This window comes from Colwellia sp. MB02u-14, assembly GCF_014076915.1.
GTDB lineage: Bacteria > Pseudomonadota > Gammaproteobacteria > Enterobacterales > Alteromonadaceae > Colwellia_A.
The window spans coordinates 56,427-81,915 of sequence record NZ_JACGUX010000079.1; the positions used below are offsets into that span (position 1 = coordinate 56,427).

The window sequence follows — 25,489 nt, forward strand, 5'->3', positions numbered from 1 at the left end:
CTTATCGATAAAAGTTGAGGCATGAACTTTGAAAAATCATGTGCAGATATTGAATTTTAACAAACATTCAAATTTGGTTATGTAAACGATGTTATAATATGGTGCTAGTGAATAGAGATTTACTATCTCAATTTTTATTTATTAGCTGATATTTTTTTATTCTTTTAAAAAAATAGGTTAATAAACTAAAAATTTCTATATACAGTAAACCCCACTTATTCGCGGGGTTTACTTAAAGTATAAAATTCTTTAAATTAGTTATATTCTATATCTGTCACAGTCCAAAATTGATCTTCGTAGCCTTCACATGTCCATAATTGTACATTTGCACCTGCTCCCGCTGATGTACCTCCAACATCTAAACACCTATTCTTTGCACCGTTAAGAACATTTCCTGCATTTCCAGGCCAAGCTTCCAATTTCCAAGTTTGATCTTCACTACGATAGCTAGGTGGTTCACAGGTATAGATTATGACACTATCATCTTTACTACCTGTATGGCCTTTTGCATCTAGACACAAATTTGACTTTACATTTCTTATATTGTAATAACCTAGTCTTGCTTGTGATAAAGATACCGGCTGGCCAAATTCATTAGCAAAGTACCATCTTTGATCGTCGTAACCATCACAGTGATATAACTGTACACTGGTTCTTTTTTGGGCAGAATAACCTTTTGCATCTAAACACATACCTTTTTGAGCATTTGTTAGCGTAAAAGTTTCTGCTGCGGATACAATGTTTGACAATGATAAACAGCTGAATATTACAACCATTTGTATTACTTTTTTTAACATATTCCATTATTCCTTGTTAATATATGCCTACATCTTATAGACATTCAAATTCACGCATAAATTACCAGAATGTTACCGGCCTGTAAATAGAAGGTTAATAGGTAATAATCCAAAGTTTATTACAACTGCAAACTTTACAGAAATCCTGTTCAAAACACCTTAATGCTCGACTTTAAGCACTACTTTTGAAACTTTCTGATTCAGTAACTTAATTTCACCTTGAACTATTAAAAAACAAAAACATACCTACATCCTCATTTCGACACGAGTGTTTACTTTATTGAGATCAAAACGAAGAGGTATTGAAAATTTAAATTAGATATACCTAAACAGATGCGATTGCTAGGGTTAACCTTTGCATAAAAAGAAATTAGATATAGCACGCCTTGCCATCATTGATATCGACGCTAGATGAGTAAAAATGTCAAAGAGTTACCACAAGTAATAGTAAAAAAAACTAGGTTTTCTCTTACTACGATATATCGGATAAGATAAAATCAATGCATACAGTGAATGGCTAAGTTCAAACAACACATAATTAGTGACAAAGCACCTTATAAAATCAAAAGAATGGTCGATGATTTAACTCTATTCAGATAGGCTCCCTTAACCACCTTATATTAATTATGTTCACCATTATTCTTTTTAAATATTAATAATTAATTGACAATATTTGAGTAAATACGCTATTAATAGATGACTGTTTGCTCTTTCGAGCTAAACCAACCAAATAAGATTAATATAATGACAATAATTTTTAACATCACAAATGCTATTCGCATTAACCTCCTCCTCGCATTAACGGTGCGCGGATAGGTTTTTTATTGTTGTAAATTAAAGATAAACATTAAAACCCGCGCACATTACCGCGGGTTTTTTTATGCCTGTATTTGAGGTAAGAAGCGAATTTTCAGTACAAACAAATATTAAGGAATAAAACATGGACAGCAACGTAATTATTTTTGATACCACTTTACGTGATGGAGAGCAGGCATTAAATGCAAGCCTTTCAGTACATGAAAAGTTGCAAATTGCACTAGCCATAGAACGGTTAGGTGTTGATATTATGGAAGTTGGCTTTCCCGTTTCTTCTCCGGGCGACTTTAAATCTGTTCAACAGATTGCTCGAACAATTAAAAACTCCCGTGTCTGTGCCCTAGCTCGAGCTGTTGAAGGAGATATTCAAGCTTGTGCAGATGCATTAAAGGTAGCAGACCAATTTCGTATTCATACATTTATTTCTACATCAGATGTTCATGTTCAACAAAAATTAAAAAAAGATTTTGCCGATGTTGAAGCAATGGCGATACATGCCATTAAATTTGCCCGAAAATTCACTGACGATGTCGAGTTTTCTTGTGAGGATGCTGGCCGCACCCCTATCGACAATTTATGCCGTATGGTTGAAAACGCGATAAAAGCCGGTGCAACAACCATCAATATTCCTGATACGGTGGGCTATACCCTACCCAATGAATTTGGCGGTATTATTACCCAATTATTTAATCGTGTGCCAAATATTGACCAAGCGGTAATTTCGGTGCATTGCCATAACGATTTAGGTTTGGCGGTTGCTAACTCAATGTCTGCAGTACAAGCCGGGGCAAGGCAAATCGAATGTACTATAAACGGTATCGGTGAACGCGCCGGCAACTGTTCATTAGAAGAAGTCGCGATGATAATGAAAACCCGCCAAGACTTCTTAAATGTACACACTAATATCAACCATCAAGAAATTGCTCGCACCTCAAAGTTAGTCAGCCAGTTATGTAATATGCCCGTGCAGTTAAACAAAGCGATTGTTGGCGGTAACGCTTTTAGTCACTCGTCAGGTATACACCAAGATGGCATGTTAAAAGCCAGCAATACCTATGAAATTATGACCCCAGAAAGTGTCGGCATCAGTAAAACAAAATTAAACTTAACATCTCGCAGTGGTCGCCACGTTATTAAGCACCGCATGGCAAGTTTAGGTTATACCGAGACGGAGTTTGATTTAGAAGAGTTATACAGTGATTTTTTAGCGTTAGCCGATAAAAAAGGTCAAGTCTTTGATGATGACTTAGAAGCGTTGCACTTTAATATTCAACAACAGGGTGAAGAACAAGAATTCTATCATTTAGAAACATTAAACGTGCAATGTGGCGGTGGAGAGTTTTCAACGTCAAGTATTAAGTTAGTCGCAGGTAAAGAGAGCCATATTGTTTCTGAAACCGGTAATGGCCCCGTTGACTCTCTATATCGTGCCATTAAAAAAGCCGTTGATATTGACTTTGAGGTCGCTGATTACAAAATATCAAACAAAGGTGAAGGTGAAGACGGTTTAGGTAAAGCTGACTTAGTGGTTGCTTGGCAAGGCCGAAAGTTTCACGGCTATGGTTTAGCCACCGATGTTATTGACGCCTCAGCAAAAGCCTTGATCCACGCACTCAATAATATTCATCGTGCGATCACTATCAATGAAATGAAAAGCGAACTAAAAAATGAAGTACAAGCTTCGTTATAAATACACCAATAATAAGATTGACTAAAGGTATAAAAGACATGTCGAACATAGCAATATTAGCCGGAGATGGCATCGGACCAGAGGTCATGGTTGAAGCTAAAAAAGTGTTAACTACCGTTGCAAAAGCATTTGGTATTGAAATATTAACACAAGATTATGATGTTGGTGGTGCTGCCATTGATATTCACGGCAATGCCCTTCCTGATATTACCATGAAAGGTTGTGAACAAGCTGATGCGATTTTATTTGGCTCTGTTGGTGGTCCAAAATGGGCAAACTTACCCCCTTCGCAGCAACCTGAACGCTGTGCATTATTAGGCTTACGTAGCCGTTTTGATTTGTTCTGTAATATGCGACCCGCGACCTTACAACCCGCTTTGTCTTCGCTATCAACATTGCGCAGTGATATTTCAGAACAAGGCTTTGATATACTGGTTATTCGCGAGTTAACAGGCGATATTTACTTCGGTGAACCGAAAGGCCGCCGCGGTGAAGGGGAAGAAGAAACTGGCTTTGACTCGATGTTCTACTCACGCCGTGAAATTAAACGCATTGCTCATTTGGCGTTTCAAGCCGCACAAAAACGTAACGCTAAGGTAACCTCTGTTGATAAGGCTAATGTTTTAGCCACCAGTCAGTTATGGCGCCAAGTGGTTGAAGAAATTGCCGTTGAATACCCAGACGTAACTTTAGAGCATTTATATGTGGATAACGCTGCCATGCAACTGGTCCGTGACCCAAATCAATTTGATGTTTTATTATGCCCTAACTTATTTGGTGATATTCTTTCTGATATTTGCGCAATGATCACCGGTTCTATGGGCTTATTACCTTCTGCTAGCTTAAATAGCGACGGTTTTGGTATGTATGAACCCGCAGGTGGCAGTGCGCCTGACATTGCCGGAAAAGGTATTGCTAACCCTATTGCGCAAATTTTATCAGCAGCACTCATGCTACGTTATAGCTTAAATGAAAGTGCAGCAGCACAGGCGATTGAAGATGCCGTAGCAAGCGCATTAGACAATGGCATGCTAACCGCTGATTTACTGCCCACAGAGCAAAGACACCAGGCTAAGAATACCGCTGAAATGGGTGATTATATTTGCCAACAAATTATTGCGCGACAAAGTAGTGCACAAGATAGTGCTAATCAAAAAATAACAGAGGCATAACTGATGAGTGTTGAAAATTCAGCCACCACATTATATGAAAAATTATGGCAACAGCATGTTGTTGAAGAAAAAGCCGGTGAAACACCGTTACTTTATGTTGACCGCCATTTGATTCATGAGGTTACTTCACCACAAGCATTTGCTAATTTAAAGTTTCATAACCGCCCTGTTCGACATCCTGAGCGCACAATTGCCACCATGGACCACAACATTTCTACCCGTTCTATAGAAATTGATGCCGCGGGTGAAGGCGCAGCAAACCAATTAAGAACCTTAGAGAAAAACTGTAAAGAGTTCGGTATTGAGTTATTTGGCATGGGTCATAAGAACCAAGGTATTGTGCATGTAATAGGGCCTGAGCTTGGCTTAACCTTACCGGGCACAACAATCGTTTGTGGTGATTCACATACCGCAACACATGGCGCATTTGGTGCATTAGCCTTTGGCATTGGTACTTCAGAAGTTGAACATGTTTTTGCGACGCAAACCTTACGTCAAACTAAAGCTAAAACTATGAGAATTGAAGTTAATGGCCAAGTAGGCTCAGGCATTAGTGCGAAAGATATCATTTTAGCTATTATTGGCAAGACTGGCAGTGCTGGCGCTACCGGTTATGTTGTTGAATATTGCGGTAGTGCTATCGAAGCGCTGAGCATGGAAGAGCGCATGACCGTTTGTAACATGAGCATTGAATTTGGCGCGAAAGCGGGCTTAATCGCTCCCGATAAAACCACCTTCGACTATTTAGAAGGTAAAGAATATGCGCCAAAAGGTGACGTATGGCTTGAAGCGCTAAGTGACTGGAAAAACTTTAAAACCGATAAAGGCGCTAAGTTTGACACAGTATTAACGCTAAAAGCCGAAGATATTAAAGCGCAAATAACCTGGGGAACCACACCGGGACAAGTCACCTCGGTTGACAGCGTAGTGCCATCGCCCGATGACTTTACCGAACAAGTAGAAAAAGACTCTTGCGCCGCCGCATTAAAGTATATGGGCTTAACTGCGGGGACTAAAATTACCGATATTACCATTAATAAAGTCTTTATAGGTTCATGCACTAATTCTCGTATTGAAGATTTACGTGCCGCAGCAAGCGTTGTTGCAACATACCAAGCACAAGGAAAATCAGTATCGGTTAATGTTGACGCTATCGTTGTTCCGGGCTCTTATCGCGTAAAAGAACAAGCAGAAGCTGAAGGCTTAGACAAAGTATTTAGTAACGCAGGTTTTGAATGGCGTCTACCTGGTTGCTCTATGTGCTTAGGTATGAACGATGACGTTCTTGAAGCAGGCGATCGCTGTGCCTCAACCAGCAACCGTAATTTTGAAGGGAGACAAGGCCGTGGCAGTCGAACACACTTAGTTAGCCCTGAGCTTGCCGCTGCATCTGCAATTACCGGTCATTTTGTTGACTTGAATTCACAAGGAATATCATAATGGAAAAATTTACATCACATACTGGCTTAGTTGTTCCGTTAGATGCAGCAAACGTAGATACCGATCAGATCATTCCAAAACAGTTTTTACAAAAAACAGAGCGGATAGGCTTTGCTCCACACTTATTTCACGACTGGCGTTATTTAGATGTGTCAGGTCACGAAAAAAACCCTGAATTCATTTTGAACAAGCCAAAATACCAAGGTGCTAGTATTTTACTTACCCGTGAAAACTTTGGCTGTGGCTCAAGTCGAGAGCATGCGCCATGGGCATTAGAAGAGTATGGTTTCAAAGTTATTATATCACCGAGTTTTGCCGATATTTTTTATGGTAACTGTATCAATATTGGCTTACTACCCATAAAACTCAGCGATGAAGAAATTGAAACTTTGTTTAATAAAACAGCGAAAGAAAACATCGAATTAACGGTAGATTTAGTCAATAACAAAATTCACTGTGGTGAACTACGTTTCACTTTTAGTTTAGATAAATTTCATCAATATTGCTTGGAGCAAGGCATAGACAGTGTTGGTTGGACATTAAATAAGCTAGAGAAGATAGAAGCTTTCGAAGCAAAAATGCCTGCATGGCAGTAATCAAAGCTCAATAATCCTAAAGCTTCGTCAATAATTAACAAAAATTTATTGATGAAGTTTTCTTTTCTACTCTATCCAATTATAATATTTACTAAAACTTACCTAAAATGTTCACTATTAATAAGCTATTATCAACTATAGCTCTTCAACTAACCAACAACCAATATGTTAAAATCAACAACGAGTGAAACGACTCAAACCATTTCTATCGATCAACTCAACCCCGGCATGTATGTAAAATCGTTATCTGATAACAAAAATCTTAATATAAAATCTGAAGGTTATATTTCCTGTGCTGAGAGTATTACGCAATTACGTAAAGCAAACATTACCCATCTCGTTATTGTTCCCGAAAAACAAAAACAAACAGTTAATGTTGAAAAAGTTTTTGCCGAAATAAAAACTAAAGGTCCTATTTCTACAAAAACGAAATCATCTGAAAAAGTTGAGCGTTCGCTCGACAGTGAAATGAAAAAAGCGAGTAACCTTTATAAAAATGCAAAATTACTGCAAGAAAAAATTCTTTCGCAAATAAAACAAAAAAAGACAATCAAAGTATCAGAGGTTGAAGAAAGCACCAATGCAATGGTTGATTCTATTTTTCGTAACCAAGACGCACTCTCTTGTATGTCTCGTCTTCAAACGAAAGACTCTTACCTCATTGAACACTCGCTAAATGTTTCAATTTTGATGTCGGTATTTGCTAAGCATTTGGGCTTTGATAAACGCTTGATCCAAGAACTCGCCCTTGGCGCCTTTTTACACGATATAGGTAAAGTATTATTACCTAACGATATTTTAAATAAACGTAATCCTTTAACCGACAAAGAACAGAATATTATTCGCAGCCATGTTGCACTTGGCTTAAAAATTCTAGAGAGCAGCCCCAGTATTTCTTATATGGCCATTAACATGATACGAGAGCATCATGAGCGCTTAGATGGTTCAGGTTATCCGAATAAACTTAAGGGAGATGAAATATCAAAATACGGTAGAATGATTGCTATTATCGACAGTTACGACGCTATGACTTCTGAACGACCTTATAAAAAAAGTATCCATCCCATTAATGCCTTTAAAACACTCATTGCAGAAGCCCCAGAATACTACGATGAGGAATTAGTTGAAAATTTCATTCAATGTATGGGGGTTTATCCCGTAGGGACGTTAGTAAAACTTAACAGTGGTAAATTAGGGTTAATCAGTCGTCTAAATAAGCAAAAACCATTACACCCTTATGTACGCGTTTTTTATAATATACGGATGAAACAAGCGATCCCTATTCAAGAAATAAACTTAAGTGAGTCTAAATACAAAGATCAAATAGATTGTTGTATTCGCCCTGAAGAATTCAACCTTAATTTATTAGGTTTTTTCAAAACCGCATTTATTGATTAAACTTAGCTATTTACAAAATGTGTTTATAATATAATGCTAAATAATCTAAATTCTGACTAAACATTAGCTTACCAACTTGATAGTGCAGGTAAGCTAAACTGTTCACCTTTAAACGTTAAAATAACTTTCTGCGCATAAATATAGTTTAACACCAATTCATTTGAAATAGTGTCTCCTTCATAGCGATCTCTGCCATTGACTTTTACCCAGCTTTCTCCGTCACTGGTATAGATATGCTGTTCAAAGCTTAACGGAGGAAGGTCACTTTGCACCCAAGCAGGCATATTTGATAAGGTAGGAACATCGACCTCTGACTTTACTGTTATACTGCGCTTATTTTCAATTGTTAACTCCCGTTCAGTATCATCGATAGCACTTTTAAAACGTGCCAGTAGCGCGTCAGAAATGCCGTCAGCAGCATTAACCGAAAGCTTTTGCTTAACTTTTTCTGTTGGCTTATTTTCACTTAGCCTAGGTTCAACAAGTAATGCACTAGTTGGTGTTTCTTTTATCCCTTTGCGCGTATTCGCGGTATTTACTGTGTCCGATGCCAATACGGTTTTTTTATCACCATCATTTTTTATTGCAACCGCTATATTTTTTCCTGCGTTGGCAGCTAAAAATGGCTTTTCAACAATGTTAACTTTGTTTTTGTTTGTTAATTTTTTATTCTCGTTATCAACGGTAATTTTCACCGGGTTATTCGATACTGTATCGACGTGATTAATGGTTTTTTTAGAAATATTACTCGCGGTTTGATTACTGACATTATTACCGTAAAGTTGCCCTAATAAGTAAGAGCTACTAATAATTAAGACCAAGATAACACTTGCTGCTAATGATTTTACTGCAAGATGTTGCCACCATTTTTTAGCTTCATATTCATCACCCAACGCTTCTTGGGCTGATTGTAAAACAATTTTTTTTGTGACTAAGGCATTATTACTGCAATAAGCATTGGTAAGTGATCGTTCACATAACAAATTAATGATGCGAGGGATCCCTTGTGAAATACGATGAATTTCTGCGACTGCAGCGCGTTCAAATAACATACGTTCACATTGTGCAACTGACAAGCGATGTTGAATATAATGGTCAACTTCACTTTTAGTTAACGGTAACAAATGATAACGAGCGGTAATTCGTTGCGCTAATTGTCGTAAGTCGCGACGTTGTAATAGCTGTTTTAATTCAGGCTGACCAATCAAAATAACCTGCAGTAATTTTTTTGTATCTGTTTCTAAATTTGTTAACAAACGTAACTGTTCTAACACTTCTGGGGCTAAGTGCTGTGCTTCATCAATAATCAGTAATGTATTTAGATTAGCTTGATGATTCTTATTTAATTTTTCATATATTTTATCGGTGAGTGTTTTTAACGTTGCTCCTGTTTTTCGATAGCGTATTTTTAGTTCGTCACAAACAGTGGCAAGTAACTCTTGGCTTGATAATGTTGGGTTAAGTATAAAAGCTGCTTGCGTATTTTCTGGCAATTGCTCCATTAAACGGCGACTGATCGTTGTTTTACCCGTGCCAACCTCGCCCGTTAATAACGCAAAACCTCCGGTTTCACCCAAACCATAACTTAAATGTGCCAATGCTTCTTTGTGGCGTTCACTCATAAACAAAAAACGAGGATTAGGGGCGATTGAAAAAGGGCTTTCTTTTAAGCCAAAGTAACCTTTATACATAATAGATTTAAGTCATTTTTAAATTGAGTAAACTGCCATAGAAACTACCTTGTAGTCTCTCATAAGTCAAAACTAGCAGGTAAATAATTTGTAAAAACATGCTAAGCTTTCTCGCAGATAAATAATACTTAATAAACAAAGAGTAATGATGTTCAACAATAAACTTGAAGCGCTTAATCGCTATTTAGTCGGTGGCGCCGTTCGCGACAAACTTTTAGGACATAAGATTTATGATCATGACTATGTTGTAGTAGGAACAACCATTGAGCAAATGTTAGCATTAGGCTTTACTCAAGTAGGTAAAGATTTTCCTGTTTTTCTTCACCCAACAACGAAAGAAGAATATGCTTTAGCAAGAACTGAGCGTAAGCAAGGTCATGGCTACACTGGGTTTATTTGTGATGCTAGTATCGCTGTTACCCTTGAAGAAGATTTACGCCGTCGAGACCTTACCATTAATGCAATGGCCATGCCTTTTAATGATAACGCTGAAAGCGCCACGATAATCGACCCATACAATGGTCAAGTAGATTTAAAAAACCGCGTATTACGCCATGTTTCATTGGCCTTTATTGAAGACCCACTTCGAGTGTTACGTGTCGCCCGGTTCACTGCTCGTTATCATCATTACGGCTTTACCATTGCTGAGGAAACGTTACAGTTGATGACTGAAATAAGTCACGGTGGTGAATTAGCTAGCCTATCAGGCGAACGCATTTGGCAAGAAATGCAACGAAGCTTGACTGAGAGCCATCCTGAAATTTTTTTTCAAGTGTTACGTGAATGTGGTGCATTAGCCAAAATATGGCCTGAGCTTAATTCGCTTTGGGGTATTCCTGATCCAGATGAGTGGCACCCCGAAATTTGTTCAGGCTTACATACCATGATGGTACTGCAACAAGCTGTTAAGCTTTCCACTAAAACGTCTATTCGCTTCGCCGCCCTTTGTCATGATTTAGGTAAATCATTAACCTTAAAGGAAAACTGGCCACGTCACCAAGGCCATGAAAAGTGTGGTTTAGCACTGGTTGAAAAAATATGTGAGCAATTAAAAGTGCCTAAAGATCACAAAATATTAGCCCGTAAAGTTTGTGAGTTTCACTCACACTGTCATAAAGCATTCGACTTAAAAGCCAGCACCATTGTTAAATTATTCAATAGTTTAGATGTATGGCGAAAGCCTGAAGAATTCTCTGATTTTTTGACCGCATGTACGGCTAATTTTCGTGGGCGATTACACAACGAAGAAAAACCTTACCCACAAGTAGACTATTTAAAAAGCGCTTTTCAAGCGGCGTTAGCCATAACAGCAAAAGAGTTTATTGAGCAGGGTATAAAGGGAGTAGATATTAAAGCAGCCATTAATAAGAAACGTATCGAGGTTATTGAGGTAATAAAAAAGTCAGCTAAAATTAGCTGACTTTACAAGTGAAGCGATTAAAAGCTAACCGCTATTTCTAACTCAATTAGAAGTTATACGTTAATTTTGCGTAGTAGAAGCCACCGTTAAAGCCAAATGGAGACGTTTCATAGTACTTACCGCCCCAGTTGCTGTTAGGTGTAAATCCGTCAGGATGACTGCGAGACGACTCTTCAAAATCTAATTCCTCAGCATCTTGGTCAAGAATGTTCTGCGCACCCACTGATATTGTAAATGAGTCATTAATAAAGTAACTCATTTCTGCATCAACCGTTACTGCAGCGTCTGCATCTTGAGCTGCTAGGTCGTAATCAACGTGTACCGCATGATATTCACCAAAGTAATTAGCACGTACATATACGCTTATATCGTCCCAGCTTTGAGAGACAGTGAACGAGCCTCTATGTTTTGGTAGACCCTCCTCTAAACGTTTAACTTTAAAAGCACCAGTAATCGCAGAACTATTTGTAACATCTGTTTCATTCCAGTTGTAAGCTAAACTAAACTTAGTACTTCCTTCAAATAACTCCATACCGTAGCTTGCAACGACATCAACACCTTGAGTGGTTGTATCAAAATCGTTAGCGAAGAAACTTACTGTACCGACAGAACGAGGGTTAGCTACATTTAATGCTTCTAATTTAGCATAATCAGCATCATCTAATTTTGTGCGATCAGATTGTGTGATGCGATCATCAACTTCAATATGGTAATAATCAGCTGTGAAGAATAAATCGCCATTTTGATAAACAGCACCAAAGGCATAACTTTGTGATTCTTCTGGCTCTAACTCTTTACCGCCAAACAATTTTGAAAATTCACTTGTTGGTGGTAATAAGGCTGAATCTGTTAACTCACCATCTTCTAGTGCTGTAGAAACGTTACTTACATTAGCCTGACCAACCGTAGGAGCTCTAAAACCGGTACTCACAGAACCACGTACTGATAATTCGTCATTGATTGCATACTGAGCCGTTAGTTTATAATTTAACGTATCGCCAAATGATGAGAAATCTTCATAACGTAATGCTGCCCCCACTAAGAAATCGTCGGTAATGTATGCCTCTACATCTACATATGCAGCAACGCTGCGTCTAGAGAAAACACCCGCTTGAGAAGGTTGAAAACCAGGAAAGCCATGAGAGCCTAGATTAAAACCTTGATCAATTAATGGTCCAGCAAGGAAAGAGTATTGGTCACCCGCGCCGATTTCAAAGGTTTCTTCACGCCATTCTAGACCACCCGCAACATTCATTGGGTTATCAAGGCCGACATCAACGCCCTTAGATAAGTCTAAATTAAAAGTTTTTTCTAGCTGCGTATAATTACCTAAATCAAAGTCCTTTGGCGATTCAGGTCCCATTGATGAGTTAATGGTATTTACAATACTAAAGCTTGATTTGTTTCGTCCAACTGAGCCGCTAATATCAAAGAAAACTTCGTCTAACATTCCACCATTAATTTCACCTTCAACGCCAACAGTTAGTGATGTATCGACCACATTACCACCAAAATTTGGCGTGTAACCCCCTGGATATGTCTCGTTAACTGCAAAACAATTTTTACCTAAAGGTGTACTATTATCAGCAATAGACTGATAATCAGCTTGATTTAAAACATTTGAACCAATGGCAATTGTAGGACATGTAATACCTGAATCGACACCATCTAAGTCACCTACAAGTAAAGTTTTACCTTTATCATTCGAATAAATGCTGGAGCGATTATGTGGATTTCTCCAATAAAACCCGCCTTGTACATCACGTTCAGAGTAGTTACCAAACATATAGAATTTTTTATCATTATCTAAATCAAGACCGATATTACCAAAAAGTGATAAATCATCATTAATTTCTGGAGAGCCCCAAACTTGAGCTTCTTCGGCAATAAACGTATTACCTGCAGCTGAAATTGTAGCTGCATTAGCAACTTGGTTACTTCGGCTGGTGGCATCAGCATTTTTATATTGGAAGCTTAAATTAGCGAACCCATTTTTAGTTAACGGCATACCCACGTTACCTGCGTATGTTGTTGTGCCGCCGTCACCTTCGTAATACTCACCATGTTTAACAGAAAAGCTACCACCTTCGGCAGCATCTTTTAAGACAAAGTTCATCACACCTGCAATAGCATCAGAACCATATTGCGCCGCTGCACCGTCACGTAAAACTTCAACTTGTTTCAAAGCAATACTAGGAATAACAGAAATATCTGGACCTTGCGCACCATCATTAATACCGCCACCTTGAAAAGCGATTACGGAAGCACGATGTCGACGTTTACCATTTAATAGAACCAGCGTACTGTCTGAAGAGAGTCCACGTAAATTTACTGGACGTACTAATGTGGCTGCATCACTGATAGGGTTAGCATGTACGTTGAAAGAAGGAACAGCTCCAACCAGTTGGTCGAGCATATCAGTTGAACCCAACTTTTCTAAATCGTCAGCACCAATAATATCAATAGGTACAGGTGAATCAGCAACAGAACGAGGAGCAGAACGAGATCCAACAACGGCGATTCTTTCAACATCTTTTACTTTGACTTTTGAACTGCTTTCTTCTGCATATGTGGGGGCGGTACCTAATGCAATACTTACGGCTAACGTTAACGTTGCTGTACGAAATAATTTAGTAGACATGTTACTTCCTTCCAGATTTATGTTTATTTTATATTTATACTTATTATATTTTTAGCTAGATAATTTGTGTGTTCAATATAGAGTCTAGCCCTTACTTTATAAAACAGCCAAAAAGTGTTTACAAGAGGGTAATAAATTGCCAAGAGAAAGAATATGAAGGTTATCCGTTAAACTAGACTTTATTACGAAATAAAGTCTAGTTATTCATAAATAACTTTTAATCATAAACGCTATATATGCTGGTAACTGTAGGCTTAGCAAGCAAAAAATTATGTCCGAAATCGTTCGTAAATATTAATTCCATAATGGAATTAAAAAGTATTACCTATTCCAAAATAACATAAAAATACTTTTCAGAAAGATTGTTTTAGTGTGCCAAATCACACTTAAAGAACTAAAAGTTAACAGTAAAATTACAACGGATACAATATACAACGCAGTTCATCGCTTATTTTTAGCCTTCCATCGCTTATTTACTAGAATTTCACTCGTATTTTTATATACAAGTAAGGTGGTAGGAAGAGACTTAATGTCGCAGAAACAAAATGAATCAAATTAAGATTGAGGGTATAAAGTGGATAAAAATGTTGAAATTTAGCCCTATAAATAAAAAGGCGCTGGCTATAAATAGTCAGCGCCTTCAATAGTAATATTTAAAATTAATTGGCAGGTAATATTACTGCGGATACTGCGCCAAAACCGATGCGCGCTGCACCATCTTTTTTACACCAACCTTTCATTATTACGTTGTCGCCATCTTCAAGAAAAGTACGCTTTTCACCGTTAGGTAAGGTAATAGGGTCAGCACCCGCATTTGAAAGCTCTAACATTGAACCGGCTTCTTCTGGATTGGGTCCAGACTGTGTTCCGCTACCAAACATATCGCCGGCACGAAGATTACAACCGTTAACCGTATGATGAGCAACCATTTGTGCAACTGTCCAGTAAGAGTCTTTAAAATTAGATTGTGACATCTCTACTGCTTCTTCACTTTTCTCACGCATGTTTTGTGTTGCAAGCAATGCTTGTAACTGAATATCAAATGAACCTATTGCACGGTTTTTTTCTGATTCTAGGTATGGCATAGGTTGAGGATCTGACTCAACCCGAGTCCACGATGAACGATATGGAGCCAGAGCTTCTGTTGTTACAATCCAAGGAGATACCGTTGAAGCAAAGTTCTTTGACAAAAATGGCCCTAAAGGTTGGTATTCCCATCCTTGAATATCGCGAGCAGACCAATCATTAAATAAACATAAGCCAAAAACATGGTCTTCAGCATTATCAATAGAAATGGCATCACCGAGGGCATTACCTTTTCCTATAAAAATACCCACTTCTAATTCGTAATCAAGACGTTTACAAGGCCCAAATGATGGTTCAGTTGCTGTTGGCGCTTTTGTTTGTCCGCAAGGGCGTTTAAAATCACGACCTGAAACGTCAATTGAAGATGAACGACCATGATAGCCAATAGGTACCCATTTATAGTTAGGTAATAATGGATTGTCTGGACGAAATTTCAAACCCACAGACGTTGCATGATGAATAGAGGTATAAAAATCAGTGTAGTCGCCAATATTACAAGGCAATGCATATTCAACATCAGCTTGAGCAATTAAACAGCCCGCTATTATTTCTTGTAAAGCAGAGCCCGCTTTTAAAGCATTTGAAAGCGCTAAGCGTAAAGCACTCCACGTTGCTTTGCCCATCGCCATATAATCATTTAACTGCGGTGCACTACAAGCTTTGACAGCATCTTGGGCAAGGCCATCAAAAACATTAACATGACCCAGAGCCGTTAAGTCAATAACTTGATCGCCAATAGCAACACCACCACGAAATGACTCTTCGCTATTTGCACGTTTGAAAACAGCAAAAGGTAAGTTCTGAATAGGAAAGTCGGTATCTGCTTTGTTAGCAGTAACGAGCCAGCTCGCTAGGGCTGGATTATGGGTTTCATTTAATAAGTGCTTAGTAGACATTGATTGAACAACTCCTGAAATTTAAGGCTTGGCTTGATAAAACGTCAAAATACGCTTTAAAATACAAGTAAGTATAGAAGATAACGATATAATATTACGATATTATACCAGCGAGTACAGCAATTGGAATTAATGATAACATTGAGTTATTTTGTTGACAGTTAAGCTGTCAACAAATTGTTGCACCAAAAAGTTTACAGTCTAAGATATTACCTAAAATAAAGGCTTTGATATAATTTGTAGGTAGAAGTAATGAATGAGCGATAGAAAAATAACAATGTATATTGTTCGTTAAAAAATGAGATGCATACAAAATAATGCAGCCAAACCTGCAATAATGTCGTCTACCATAATACCTAAACCACCATGTAAATTCTTATCGATATAGGAAATAGGCCAAGGTTTAAAAATATCAAAAACTCGAAACAAGATAAAGCCAACAACGATACTTTGCCATGACAGAGGCACCATAAACATAGTAATTAAAAAACCAACAATTTCATCCCAAACAATCGCGCCATGATCGTGCACACCTGCATCTTTTGCAGCTTTGCCACAAATATATATACCTGCAACACTCATGATAATAACAATAGCTAAGTAAGTACTCATTGATGTCGGTGCTAACAGTAAATACAGAGGGATCGCAGCAAGGGTACCATAAGTGCCTGGCGCTTTAGGTAATAAACCACTACCAAAACCTAAAGCAAGGAAATGGATTGGGTTTGCTAGACGAAAATTCTCAGTAGACTTGTTCATCAATGCTATCTTAAGTTACTTGTTAGAGGGAGTGTCAGAGAAATGTTGAAAACTCTGTACATTAATATTAATCGTTTTTTTATTTAAAGTTGTGATGATTTTTCCTGAGCCATTCAGTTGGCCTATACAAGTAATTTTATGACCAGTATTAGCTAATGCGGTTTCCATACCTACACGGTTATCTTCAGTAACGCTAAATAATAGCTCGTAATCATCACCACCTTCTAAAGCGATATTATAAGCATTATTAATACCGACCGTTTCACTTAATGCCAAAGGAATAGGTAAAGCATCGAGGACAATATTAGCCCCCACACCGGAAGCTTTACAAATATGACTGAGGTCGGCTATTAATCCATCAGATAAATCGATAGCAGATGTCGCGTACTTACGTAATGCTTGCCCTGCTAAGACCTGCGCTTTTGGGAAATCTAAACGCTTTTGTATTTCATCTTGGTATTTAGCCGCTACTTTCACTTTACCTTGAATATGTTGTAATGCGAGCGCCGCGCCGCCTATTTCACCGGTTACGTATAACCATTCACCGGCTTTAGCACCCGACCGAGAAATATGCTGTTCAAAAGGAATTTGTCCTTGGGCTGTAACCGTAATACTCAGCGGCCCTTGTGTGGTATCACCACCAATGAGTTGTACATTATAAAATTCACAAAGGTCAAAAACACCTTTACAAAATTCACTCATCCAATTTTCATCAATTTCTGGAAGCGTTAAGGCTAAAGACACCCAACTTGGCTCTGCACCCATAGCGGCAAGATCAGATAAATTAACGGCGATTGATTTATGACCAATAGCACGAGCGGATGTATTCAAAGGAAAATGAACACCTGCAACTAATGTATCTGTTGTTACAGCAATATGCTGGCGTTCACCAGGGGTAACTAATGCACAATCGTCACCAATACCTAAATGAACATCTTTACGCTTTACTACTTGTTCAGTAAAATAGCGACGAATAAGTTCAAATTCTTTCATAGAACAGCCAATCCTTTGCTTCTCAAATAAAAGAATAAATTATTCTTCTGGACGAATGAGTTTAACCGCTTTATCAAGCACGCCATTGACGAATTTATGACTATCGTCAGCAGCAAAAGATTTTGCTAATTCGATGGCTTCATTAATAACGACTCGGTATGGCACATCTTTACAGTCTTTCAATTCATAAATAGCAACACGTAATATTGCTTTTTCTACGGGGTCGACATCGTTTAAAGGACGGTCAACATGGGGAGAAATAGCTTCATCGATAGAACCAACTGATTTGGTTACACCATGTAATAATTGTTGAAAATATGGAATATCAAAACGGCGTGCACTGTTATCAGTTAAGAAATTAACTTCGATATCAGTCACTGAGTTTTGGCTAAGCTGCCATGAGTAAATAGCTTGAACCGCTAACTCACGAGCTTTCCTTCTAGGAGATGGTTTCACAAAAGTACCCGCTTATATCTTATCTAAAATATTAACCATTTCTAAAGCACTTAAAGCCGCTTCTGCGCCCTTATTACCTGCTTTAAGTCCGGCACGATCTATCGCTTGTTCTACGGTATCGGTCGTAATAACACCAAAGGCAACAGGAATAGTATATTCCATTGAAACTTGCGCTAAGCCTTTGTTACATTCCCCAGCAACAAAATCAAAGTGTGGAGTTCCACCACGAATAACAGCGCCAATAGCAATAATACCATCGAATTGCCCTTTACTTGCTATACGTTTCGCTGCTACGGGTAATTCATATGCGCCGGGAACACGAACAATCGTAATATCGTTATCTGCAACGTTACCGTGGCGTTTGAGTGCATCAACAGCACCCTCTAATAAACTTTCAACTACAAAACTGTTAAAACGAGAAACAACAATGGCAAACTTTTTACCTGCTGCGTCAAAATTAGCTTCAATGACATTCATTTATAATTCACTCACAAAAAATTTGCGGCAATTCTACCAAACCCAGAGACAATTCGGTACTTGTTTGCTTAATTATTAGCAAAAATACTGTAGAATGCTGCTATTATTCATTAAATATACGATACCCATGGCTTTTATATTTTCAACAAACAAAATCCCTGAACTCGAAAGCTATTCTCTGCAGCAACGCCAGCAAATTTTAACCCTGGCGGCACATAAATTGACGGCTCCTGAGAAATTTGTTTTAAACCTTTTAAAATTATTTATGTTAGTGCCTCCCTTTCTCTTTTTGGCACAGTTAGATGGGATATTATTTGTGGTATCGTTGTTTGGCGTTTTAGGGGTTTATTTTATTTTACTTCGCCCAATATCATTACTCTTTACACGTAAGTATCTCAGTGATGCAATAAAGCTATATAATAAATTAGCTTAAGTTAATTATTTAGCGTTTTATCCACCTTGCTAGCGTTAACTCTATCCATGCTTATATTGCAGTCCCAATACTGTTTTACCCAAACCAGTGAAGCTTAGCCAATGCCAAACTTCACTTTATTTAGATACACCGGTAAATGTTGTCTACTCAATATCGGCCATCGCATCAAGTTCGTCTAAAAACGCATCAATTTCGTCTTCACTTTCCTCATTGATCACAATGGGTGGGTTGCCATCATAAACCTTAAATTCCATATTTTGAAAATAAGCATTTTTAACAAATTCGTACGAATCAATAGATTCATTAATAAGTTGTTCTTGATCAGTAAGCGCAGCTCGTTGTTCAAGCCCGAGTACTGCTTGGCGAAGTAAGTTTGGCCAAAAATCAATAATAGCTAACGGCCAGTAGTATTTATCAACATAGTCACCCACTTCTTCACGAACTGAGCTTGGCCCAAGAGCCGGTATAACAATATAAGGTCCATCTCCTACACCGTAGGAGCCTAAGACTTCACCAAACTCTTCTTGTGCTCGGATCCAATCAAGGTCACTTGCTGGGTCAAAAAATCCAAATATGCCGATAGTAGAGTTAAGGATAAAACGCCCCGTACTTTTACCCGCTTCACTAAACTTGCCTTGCAGCAGGTTATTTATAACCGTTGATGGCTCATTAAGGTTTAAGGCAACATTATGTATCCCGGACCTAAAGTCTGTTGGCATATATTCAACATACGCTTGGGCTGTCGGTTTAAGCACATATTTGTCTGCATAATCCCAGGTAAAAGTCCAAAATGGTCGGTTAATCAATTCTAATGGATCTTTAGGATCTGAAACACCAGCACTATTTTCAGCAGGTGTTGATGAACAGGCAGAAATAACTAAAGCCAGTAAAATGATAACAATTTTTTTTGTTGGGTTATTGATCCAATAAGAAAATATAGCGGCTACTTTCACTTAGCGTCCTTGATATTGAGTAAAAAATAATGTCGCAGTTTACCACGCAAAAATACAATGCAACATAAAAGCTTTAACTATTTATCCGCGGTGAAACCATAAAATGATTGGTTTTAAGAAGGCGATGTTTTATTTCTGTGGACAGATATTAACATTTCAGCTTCAGCAAGTGGGATATCACATTCACGCACAACTTCTTCAATGTCAGCACCTAGCTCAACAAGTTTAAAGGCACGGGAGTAAAGTTTATCTTGGGGTTGTTGATTTTGGAGCTGTTCTAATAAGTTTTTTTGTAGTGCACTCTCTTGTTGAAGTTTTTTTATACGGTGTTCGAGTTGCTTACTAACCTGCTCGTTTTCTAAATAATAATTTTTAAGATTATCTTTGATATCAACAAACTGCTTTTTTACTGTTTTTTGAGCAGATTGTAACTCATTAATAAATAATTTTTGCGTTTCAACTTGTGTTTTTAGCATCTTATTTATTCGATAAAAATGAGATTTTTGACGATAAATAAACACACTAAGCACTATAAAAAGCACAAAACAGATAGATAAAATAATAAGTGGAGAAAGAATAAACATAAAGTCTTCTTGAACAATTACAACTAAATAAAGCCTGAATTAGTCAGGCTTTATTTTTAGAGACCCATCCAACAGTTTTATAGATGGTTAAAACTGTTTAAGCTCATCCCATTCGTCGTCAGATAGTAGCTGATTTAAATCAACTAAAATGAGTAGTTCACCTTCTCTGTTTGAAACACCCTGAATGAATCGTGCACTGTCATCATTACCTACATTAGGTGCATCATCAATCTCTGAATTCTTTAAATAAACCACTTCAGCAACACTGTCTACTAGAATACCAATGACTTGTTTCTCAGCTTCAATAATGACAATACGTGTATTATCAGAAATATCAGCAGGTTTAAGACCAAAGCGTTGTCTTGTATCAATAACAGTAACAACATTACCTCGCAGATTAATGATACCTAATACATATGTAGGCGCTCCAGGCACCGGTGCAATTTCACTATAACGTAAAACTTCTTGCACTTGCATCACATTAATACCGTAGGTTTCATTATCAAGTTTAAAGGTTACCCATTGCAACACTTTATCGTTGTCTACGTTTTCATTTGTATTACGTCTATCATCAGCCATACAGCCTGCCTCTTAAATATCTTATTGAAAATCAATCTGTTTGATTATTCGTCTAGTGCCCATAGTATAATACTATCTTGAGATCTAGCCATTAATCTTGGTTAATATTTGCGCCTGCGTCAAGTAAGTTAATTAAAGACTCTACATCAAGCAGTACACACATACGTTCTTTGACTAACCCCGCTAACCAAGGTCGCTTGTTCGGTACATCTAACCATTTTACATCTTCTTGCTCTAACGTCACCGTGTCTACTAAGGTTTCAGCCGATAATCCCCAATTACTATTACCAAGCATGACAATATATTGATAGTTTAACGAATTTCTTAATGTTTCGTCACATTTTTCTGGCATTACCCATAAAGCTGTATTTACAACATTTATTTTTTCATCGCGGTGTAGCATTACACCCGTAAACCATTCAGGTTTACCCATCAAACTTGTTGTTTTTTCTTCATTATGTATTCCACCTAACTCAATTAAAGGTACGGCTATAGTTAAACCCGCAACATTGAAGAACATCGCTTGAAAACTGCCTTTACGATAATTTTTAGTTTGCTTAACAATTAAAGGCTGCGCACTTTTTCTTGTTTTGAGTGGCTGATCAACAATCAGTTGCTCATTAACTTTTTCTTTGATTTTTACTTTAGCAAATGGCGGTGCTACTTTTGGTATTTCATGACTTACTGTACTCTTAACCGTATGGATAGGTTCATCTGATGGGTCAGCAATATGTTCAGTAATATCAATTTTTTGGAGAAGCTTTTCTAACGGTTGATGTAGTTTTTCTTTTACTGGCGTAACTGGCACTTCAGATTCTTGTTGCTCTTCTGTCAACAATTCTGATAAATAATTCTGCATAAGTTTTTTACTTGCAGCGAGTGATTTTGCCATGGGACGATTAACCTAATTTTTGCAGTTCTAATAAACTGCTTAATAATTTTTTATAAGCACTAACACCACGTGTTAAAGGTGCATAATCTGAAGGAATCTGTAGCGAATAGCTCGCATTTCTAAAATTAGTATCAACAGGTATCACACCTGCCCAAACACTGTCATCGTATAACTCTTGTAGTTTTCTGTACGTCAGCAATGAAGCCTTAGTACGTTTATCAAACATCGTTGGTACTATAGTGTATTTAAATGGTTTATCTTGTTCTACCTGCATAATGTCCATTGTTTTCATCATACGGTCTAAACCTTTCAAGGCCAAGAATTCAGTTTGTACCGGAACAATGATGCGCTGTGAAGCGGCTAAAGCATTCACCATAAGTACACCTAAAATAGGTGGACAGTCAATCAAAACATAATCATATTCACTGGCTATTTTTATCATGGCTTTTTTCAAAACCAACCCCATTCCACCTTTATTGCCCAAAGAGCGATCTAGCGTCGCTAACCCCATTGTTGCTGGGAGTATATCGATATTCTCATATTTTGTTGGGCATAAACTTTGCATTATTTGTTCTTTAGTTGACACTTGAACAAATAAGTCATAAACACTTAATTCAAGATCTTCAGATTCAATGCCAAAATAATAGCTCAAAGAAGCATGTGGATCGGTGTCTACAAGCAAAACTTTATAACCTTGCTCAGCTAATAAGCCGCCTAAGGATATTGTTGTTGTGGTTTTACCAACACCACCTTTTTGATTTGCTACGGTCCATACTACCAAGTTTGTATCCTACTTATTTTGTTACGCTAATTGTTGTTCTGCTGAGAAGATGACTTATCATTTTCTCGCGTAGTAATGCGAATACCACCGTTATCTAGTCGTATAATACGAATTTCGTTTTCCTCGTCATTCGCACTATCTATCTGTTTTATTGCTTCAACATCTTGAACACTGATCGTGGGTGTAGCAAGTAAATTTGACTTTTCTAACCCATACTTTGATATAGCTATAACAACGCGTCGATTTTGTGATCGACCTTTGGCAGTTTTATTATCTTCACGTGGATAATATTGTCCATAACCTTCAATTGCCATACGAGCAGGGTCAAGGGTAAGGTCTTCGAGTACTCTTAAAATAGCTGTCGCCCTAGAAACTGACAATTCCCAATTCGATGAAAATATTTCAGTATTTATCGGTTGATTATCAGTATAGCCTCTCACACGAATAAAATTGCTTGATGAACCAATAACATCATAAATAACAGCCAATACCGTAGTCGCATTGTTTGTTGCTGATGATGAACCACTAGGGAAAAGCATGTTGCTGTTTAATTCTATTTCTAACCAATCACCATCAATTTGTAATTGCGCAAAGCCCGACTCTATTAAATCGTATAGTGCTGTATGCAATTCTTTTTCTAGTGAGGTTAAATTAGTGCCAACTTCGCTGTCAGAAACATTTGAAAGCGTAATTTCACCATTAACGAGTTCAGGTCCGGCAACATCTAAAATACCATTACCGTATAAGCGTTTATTCGTTTTTGAAGTATTAACATCAAGGATATCATCGCCATGACCACGGTTCTTAGGTAAGAATACTTTCGCCTGAAAAACTTTGCCTATCGACTCTGTCGCCGTTTCAAAGGGCTCTTCATCAACCATTGCCATTGCATATAAAACGACAAATAGCGCAAAAAGTAATGTCATATAATCAGCATACGAAACAAGCCAACGATCGACATTATCATGTTCGACAAAATGCCGACGCTTCCTTAAGTGGTTCATTGCTCTAACCGAAAGGCTGACAACTTATTTTCAATGGCATGTGGATTTTCAGCTAATGCAATAGAAATAAGACCTTCAGCAATCATTTCTCGGTACATAGTTTGTTGATGGATAATCGCCTTTATTTTATTTGCAACGGGTAGGTAAATCAAATTGGCAAAACCAACACCATAGATTGTGGCAATAAAAGCCGTTGCAATACCTTGGCCTAATAGTGTTGGAACCGTTAGATTGCTCATCGCATGAATTAAACCTAACACCGCACCTAAGATACCAATCGTAGGACTATAACCGCCCATAGACTCAAAAACATGAGCAGAGCGTAAGTTATGTTCCCGATATAAATCTAAATCTAATTCTAATGAAACACGTAAGTTATCAACTTCAATACCATCAACTAATAAGTTAAGTGCTTTGTTTGTGTAGAAGTCTTGTTCTTCCTCTGCAACATTTTCAAGAGATAAATAACCAGATTCTCGCGCTTTTTCAGACCAAGCAACTATGGACTCGATACCTTGATTAATGTCATATTTTGGTGGATAAAATATCCACTTCAACAAAGACAATGCATGAAAAAATTGAGCAGATGATGACTGTAACATTACAGCGCCAAGCGTTCCGCCAAAAACGATAATAAACGCAGGTAATTCAAATAATGCGGCAAGAGAACCACCATCAAGGATAAAGCCTAAATATATAGCAGTAATTGCAACAAAAAGTCCTGCTATTGTTAGTTTATCCATGATCAACTTCCTTGATAATACTTTGGCTGATATCTTCTAATGCTAAGGATAAAACTGAAATACCGGCAACCTTCACAGCTTGTGGCATTCCATAAACAACACATGAAGCTTCGTCTTGAGCCCATATTGTTGCACCTTTGCCTTTTAACATTCGAGCGCCTTCCCTACCATCAGAGCCCATACCTGTTAAAATCACACCAAGTACTGAGCCACTAAAAACTTTGGCTGCTGAACCAAAACTTATATCAACACTTGGCTTAAAGGCTATTTTCTCTGAATTGTCGTCTATAATTTTTAATTTTGCCAATGTAGCCGTACCATCAATAATCATTTGACGGCCACCGGGCGCAAGATAAGCACAACCAGGTTTTAAAATATCCCCGTCCTCTGCTTCCTTTACGTTAATACTGCATAATGTATTTAGTCGGTTGGCAAAAGCGAAAGTAAAAGCAGCAGGCATGTGCTGTATTAAAATAATAGGTAGTGGAAAGTTTTGCGGTAATTGCGTTAATATTTTTTGCAGAGCTATGGGCCCACCTGTCGATGTCCCTATAGCCAGTAATTGGTATTTTTTTCCAGAACTTCTTTTAACGGTCTGGTTGCGAATTTTTTCGCTATGAGTGGGTTCCACTTTTGTTGTACGAAGTGTATTTCTGGGCTGAATCTCAAATTTACTTATGGGTTTATCCACAGAAGAAGACAAGGTTACACGTGAAGGTTGTGCTTTAATTGCCAGTTTTCTTTTTAGCGAACCGTTCATTTTTGCTAACTCAACAACGCGCTGACGAAGCAGACTACCCGCGTCATCTGATGTTTTAGCTATTTCACTGAATTTTTTCGGCAGAAAATCAAGGGCTCCAGCATCAAGAGCTTCTAACGTAGCATTAGCACCTTGATGTGTCAGCGATGAGAACATTAATATTGATGTTGGCGCTTTTGCCATTATCTGTTTCACCGCTTCAATACCATTAAGCAATGGCATTTCTATATCCATTGTGATCACATCTGGTCTTAAAGACACTGTTTTTTCAACAGCATCTATACCATTTACAGCAACATCAATAACGGTAAGGTTCGGATCTTTATTTAAAATATCCGTAACTCGACGTCTAAAAAAACTCGAGTCATCAACAACCAACACCTTATAGGGCATTTATTCTCTCTTTTGTTTTATAAATTTAAAAGCCTTATC

General features: G+C 37.8%; 23 protein-coding genes. 7 read left to right on the forward strand and 16 right to left on the reverse strand.

The window, feature by feature from the left end:
- Window positions 1-254 precede the first annotated feature (254 nt).
- Window positions 255-776 carry an RICIN domain-containing protein gene (locus H4J52_RS10585; protein ID WP_182176920.1) on the reverse strand — a complete coding sequence of 174 codons (522 nt, stop codon included), beginning with the start codon at window positions 774-776 and terminating at the stop codon, window positions 255-257.
- Window positions 777-1,737: 961 nt separating this feature from the next.
- Between H4J52_RS10585 and leuA the strand changes: the two genes are divergently transcribed.
- The 5 genes from leuA to H4J52_RS10610 all read left to right on the forward strand — a co-directional run bounded on the left by leuA (window position 1,738) and on the right by H4J52_RS10610 (window position 7,909).
- Window positions 1,738-3,303 (forward strand): 2-isopropylmalate synthase, encoded by a 1,566-nt coding sequence (gene leuA, locus H4J52_RS10590; RefSeq protein ID WP_182176921.1) that lies wholly within the window; start codon window positions 1,738-1,740, stop codon window positions 3,301-3,303.
- Window positions 3,304-3,341: 38 nt separating this feature from the next.
- Window positions 3,342-4,475, forward strand: a complete 1,134-nt coding sequence (leuB, locus tag H4J52_RS10595) for a 3-isopropylmalate dehydrogenase (protein ID WP_182176922.1) — start codon at window positions 3,342-3,344, stop codon at window positions 4,473-4,475.
- Between the two features lie 3 nt (window positions 4,476-4,478).
- Entirely contained in the window at window positions 4,479-5,915 is a 1,437-nt protein-coding gene (leuC, locus tag H4J52_RS10600) for a 3-isopropylmalate dehydratase large subunit (RefSeq protein WP_182176923.1), read from the forward strand.
- On the forward strand, window positions 5,915-6,511 hold the full coding sequence (leuD, locus tag H4J52_RS10605; RefSeq protein WP_182176924.1) for a 3-isopropylmalate dehydratase small subunit: 597 nt from the start codon (window positions 5,915-5,917) through the stop codon (window positions 6,509-6,511). The genes leuC and leuD overlap by 1 nt, the downstream gene beginning before the upstream one ends.
- 165 nt (window positions 6,512-6,676) lie before the next feature.
- Window positions 6,677-7,909, forward strand: a complete 1,233-nt coding sequence (locus H4J52_RS10610; RefSeq protein WP_182223648.1) for an HD-GYP domain-containing protein — start codon at window positions 6,677-6,679, stop codon at window positions 7,907-7,909.
- Between the two features lie 68 nt (window positions 7,910-7,977).
- Here H4J52_RS10610 and H4J52_RS10615 read toward each other — a convergent pair whose 3' ends face one another.
- Window positions 7,978-9,600 (reverse strand): AAA family ATPase, encoded by a 1,623-nt coding sequence (locus H4J52_RS10615; protein ID WP_182224676.1) that lies wholly within the window; start codon window positions 9,598-9,600, stop codon window positions 7,978-7,980.
- A 148-nt stretch (window positions 9,601-9,748) separates the two neighbouring features.
- Here H4J52_RS10615 and H4J52_RS10620 point away from each other — a divergent pair, with 148 nt between their 5' ends.
- Window positions 9,749-11,020, forward strand: coding sequence for a multifunctional CCA addition/repair protein (locus H4J52_RS10620; protein WP_182223647.1), 1,272 nt, complete (start codon window positions 9,749-9,751; stop codon window positions 11,018-11,020).
- A 46-nt stretch (window positions 11,021-11,066) separates the two neighbouring features.
- On the opposite strand, the gene H4J52_RS10625 is transcribed toward H4J52_RS10620, so the two are convergent.
- From H4J52_RS10625 to ribE, 6 genes are all read right to left on the reverse strand, one after another.
- Window positions 11,067-13,661, reverse strand: coding sequence for a TonB-dependent siderophore receptor (locus H4J52_RS10625; protein WP_182176928.1), 2,595 nt, complete (start codon window positions 13,659-13,661; stop codon window positions 11,067-11,069).
- 659 nt (window positions 13,662-14,320) lie between these two features.
- On the reverse strand, window positions 14,321-15,643 hold the full coding sequence (gene fahA, locus H4J52_RS10630; protein WP_182224677.1) for a fumarylacetoacetase: 1,323 nt from the start codon (window positions 15,641-15,643) through the stop codon (window positions 14,321-14,323).
- Between the two features lie 291 nt (window positions 15,644-15,934).
- Window positions 15,935-16,402, reverse strand: a complete 468-nt coding sequence (locus tag H4J52_RS10635) for a phosphatidylglycerophosphatase A (RefSeq protein WP_182176930.1) — start codon at window positions 16,400-16,402, stop codon at window positions 15,935-15,937.
- Between the two features lie 15 nt (window positions 16,403-16,417).
- The gene (gene thiL / locus H4J52_RS10640) at window positions 16,418-17,395 is read right to left on the reverse strand and encodes a thiamine-phosphate kinase (RefSeq protein ID WP_182176931.1); all 978 of its coding nucleotides are present in this window, start codon (window positions 17,393-17,395) and stop codon (window positions 16,418-16,420) included.
- Between the two features lie 39 nt (window positions 17,396-17,434).
- On the reverse strand, window positions 17,435-17,851 hold the full coding sequence (gene nusB, locus H4J52_RS10645; RefSeq protein ID WP_182176932.1) for a transcription antitermination factor NusB: 417 nt from the start codon (window positions 17,849-17,851) through the stop codon (window positions 17,435-17,437).
- Between the two features lie 12 nt (window positions 17,852-17,863).
- Window positions 17,864-18,328, reverse strand: a complete 465-nt coding sequence (gene ribE / locus H4J52_RS10650; RefSeq protein ID WP_182176933.1) for a 6,7-dimethyl-8-ribityllumazine synthase — start codon at window positions 18,326-18,328, stop codon at window positions 17,864-17,866.
- Between the two features lie 127 nt (window positions 18,329-18,455).
- Between ribE and H4J52_RS10655 the strand changes: the two genes are divergently transcribed.
- Window positions 18,456-18,761 carry a DUF6170 family protein gene (locus H4J52_RS10655; RefSeq protein ID WP_182224679.1) on the forward strand — a complete coding sequence of 102 codons (306 nt, stop codon included), beginning with the start codon at window positions 18,456-18,458 and terminating at the stop codon, window positions 18,759-18,761.
- A 143-nt stretch (window positions 18,762-18,904) separates the two neighbouring features.
- Here H4J52_RS10655 and H4J52_RS10660 read toward each other — a convergent pair whose 3' ends face one another.
- The 8 genes from H4J52_RS10660 to H4J52_RS10695 form a co-directional block, all read right to left on the reverse strand.
- A complete protein-coding gene (locus tag H4J52_RS10660; RefSeq protein ID WP_310649653.1) occupies window positions 18,905-19,714 on the reverse strand; it encodes a VacJ family lipoprotein in 810 nt (269 codons plus the stop codon).
- A 113-nt stretch (window positions 19,715-19,827) separates the two neighbouring features.
- A complete protein-coding gene (locus H4J52_RS10665) occupies window positions 19,828-20,298 on the reverse strand; it encodes a DUF2802 domain-containing protein (protein ID WP_182176935.1) in 471 nt (156 codons plus the stop codon).
- Window positions 20,299-20,385: 87 nt separating this feature from the next.
- Window positions 20,386-20,877: a chemotaxis protein CheW gene (locus H4J52_RS10670; protein ID WP_182176936.1), complete on the reverse strand. Its 492-nt coding sequence runs from the start codon at window positions 20,875-20,877 to the stop codon at window positions 20,386-20,388.
- Window positions 20,878-20,968: 91 nt separating this feature from the next.
- Window positions 20,969-21,769 (reverse strand): chemotaxis protein CheW, encoded by an 801-nt coding sequence (locus H4J52_RS10675; RefSeq protein WP_259366607.1) that lies wholly within the window; start codon window positions 21,767-21,769, stop codon window positions 20,969-20,971.
- Between the two features lie 7 nt (window positions 21,770-21,776).
- Complete coding sequence (locus tag H4J52_RS10680) at window positions 21,777-22,550, reverse strand: ParA family protein (protein WP_182176937.1); 774 nt, start codon at window positions 22,548-22,550, stop codon at window positions 21,777-21,779.
- A 26-nt stretch (window positions 22,551-22,576) separates the two neighbouring features.
- Window positions 22,577-23,554, reverse strand: a complete 978-nt coding sequence (locus H4J52_RS10685) for a flagellar motor protein MotB (RefSeq protein ID WP_182176938.1) — start codon at window positions 23,552-23,554, stop codon at window positions 22,577-22,579.
- Window positions 23,551-24,297 (reverse strand): flagellar motor protein, encoded by a 747-nt coding sequence (locus H4J52_RS10690; protein WP_182176939.1) that lies wholly within the window; start codon window positions 24,295-24,297, stop codon window positions 23,551-23,553. The genes H4J52_RS10685 and H4J52_RS10690 overlap by 4 nt, the downstream gene beginning before the upstream one ends.
- A complete protein-coding gene (locus H4J52_RS10695; RefSeq protein ID WP_182224681.1) occupies window positions 24,290-25,450 on the reverse strand; it encodes a chemotaxis response regulator protein-glutamate methylesterase in 1,161 nt (386 codons plus the stop codon). Before H4J52_RS10695 ends, H4J52_RS10690 begins: the two co-directional genes overlap by 8 nt.
- Between the last annotated feature and the right edge of the window lie 39 nt (window positions 25,451-25,489).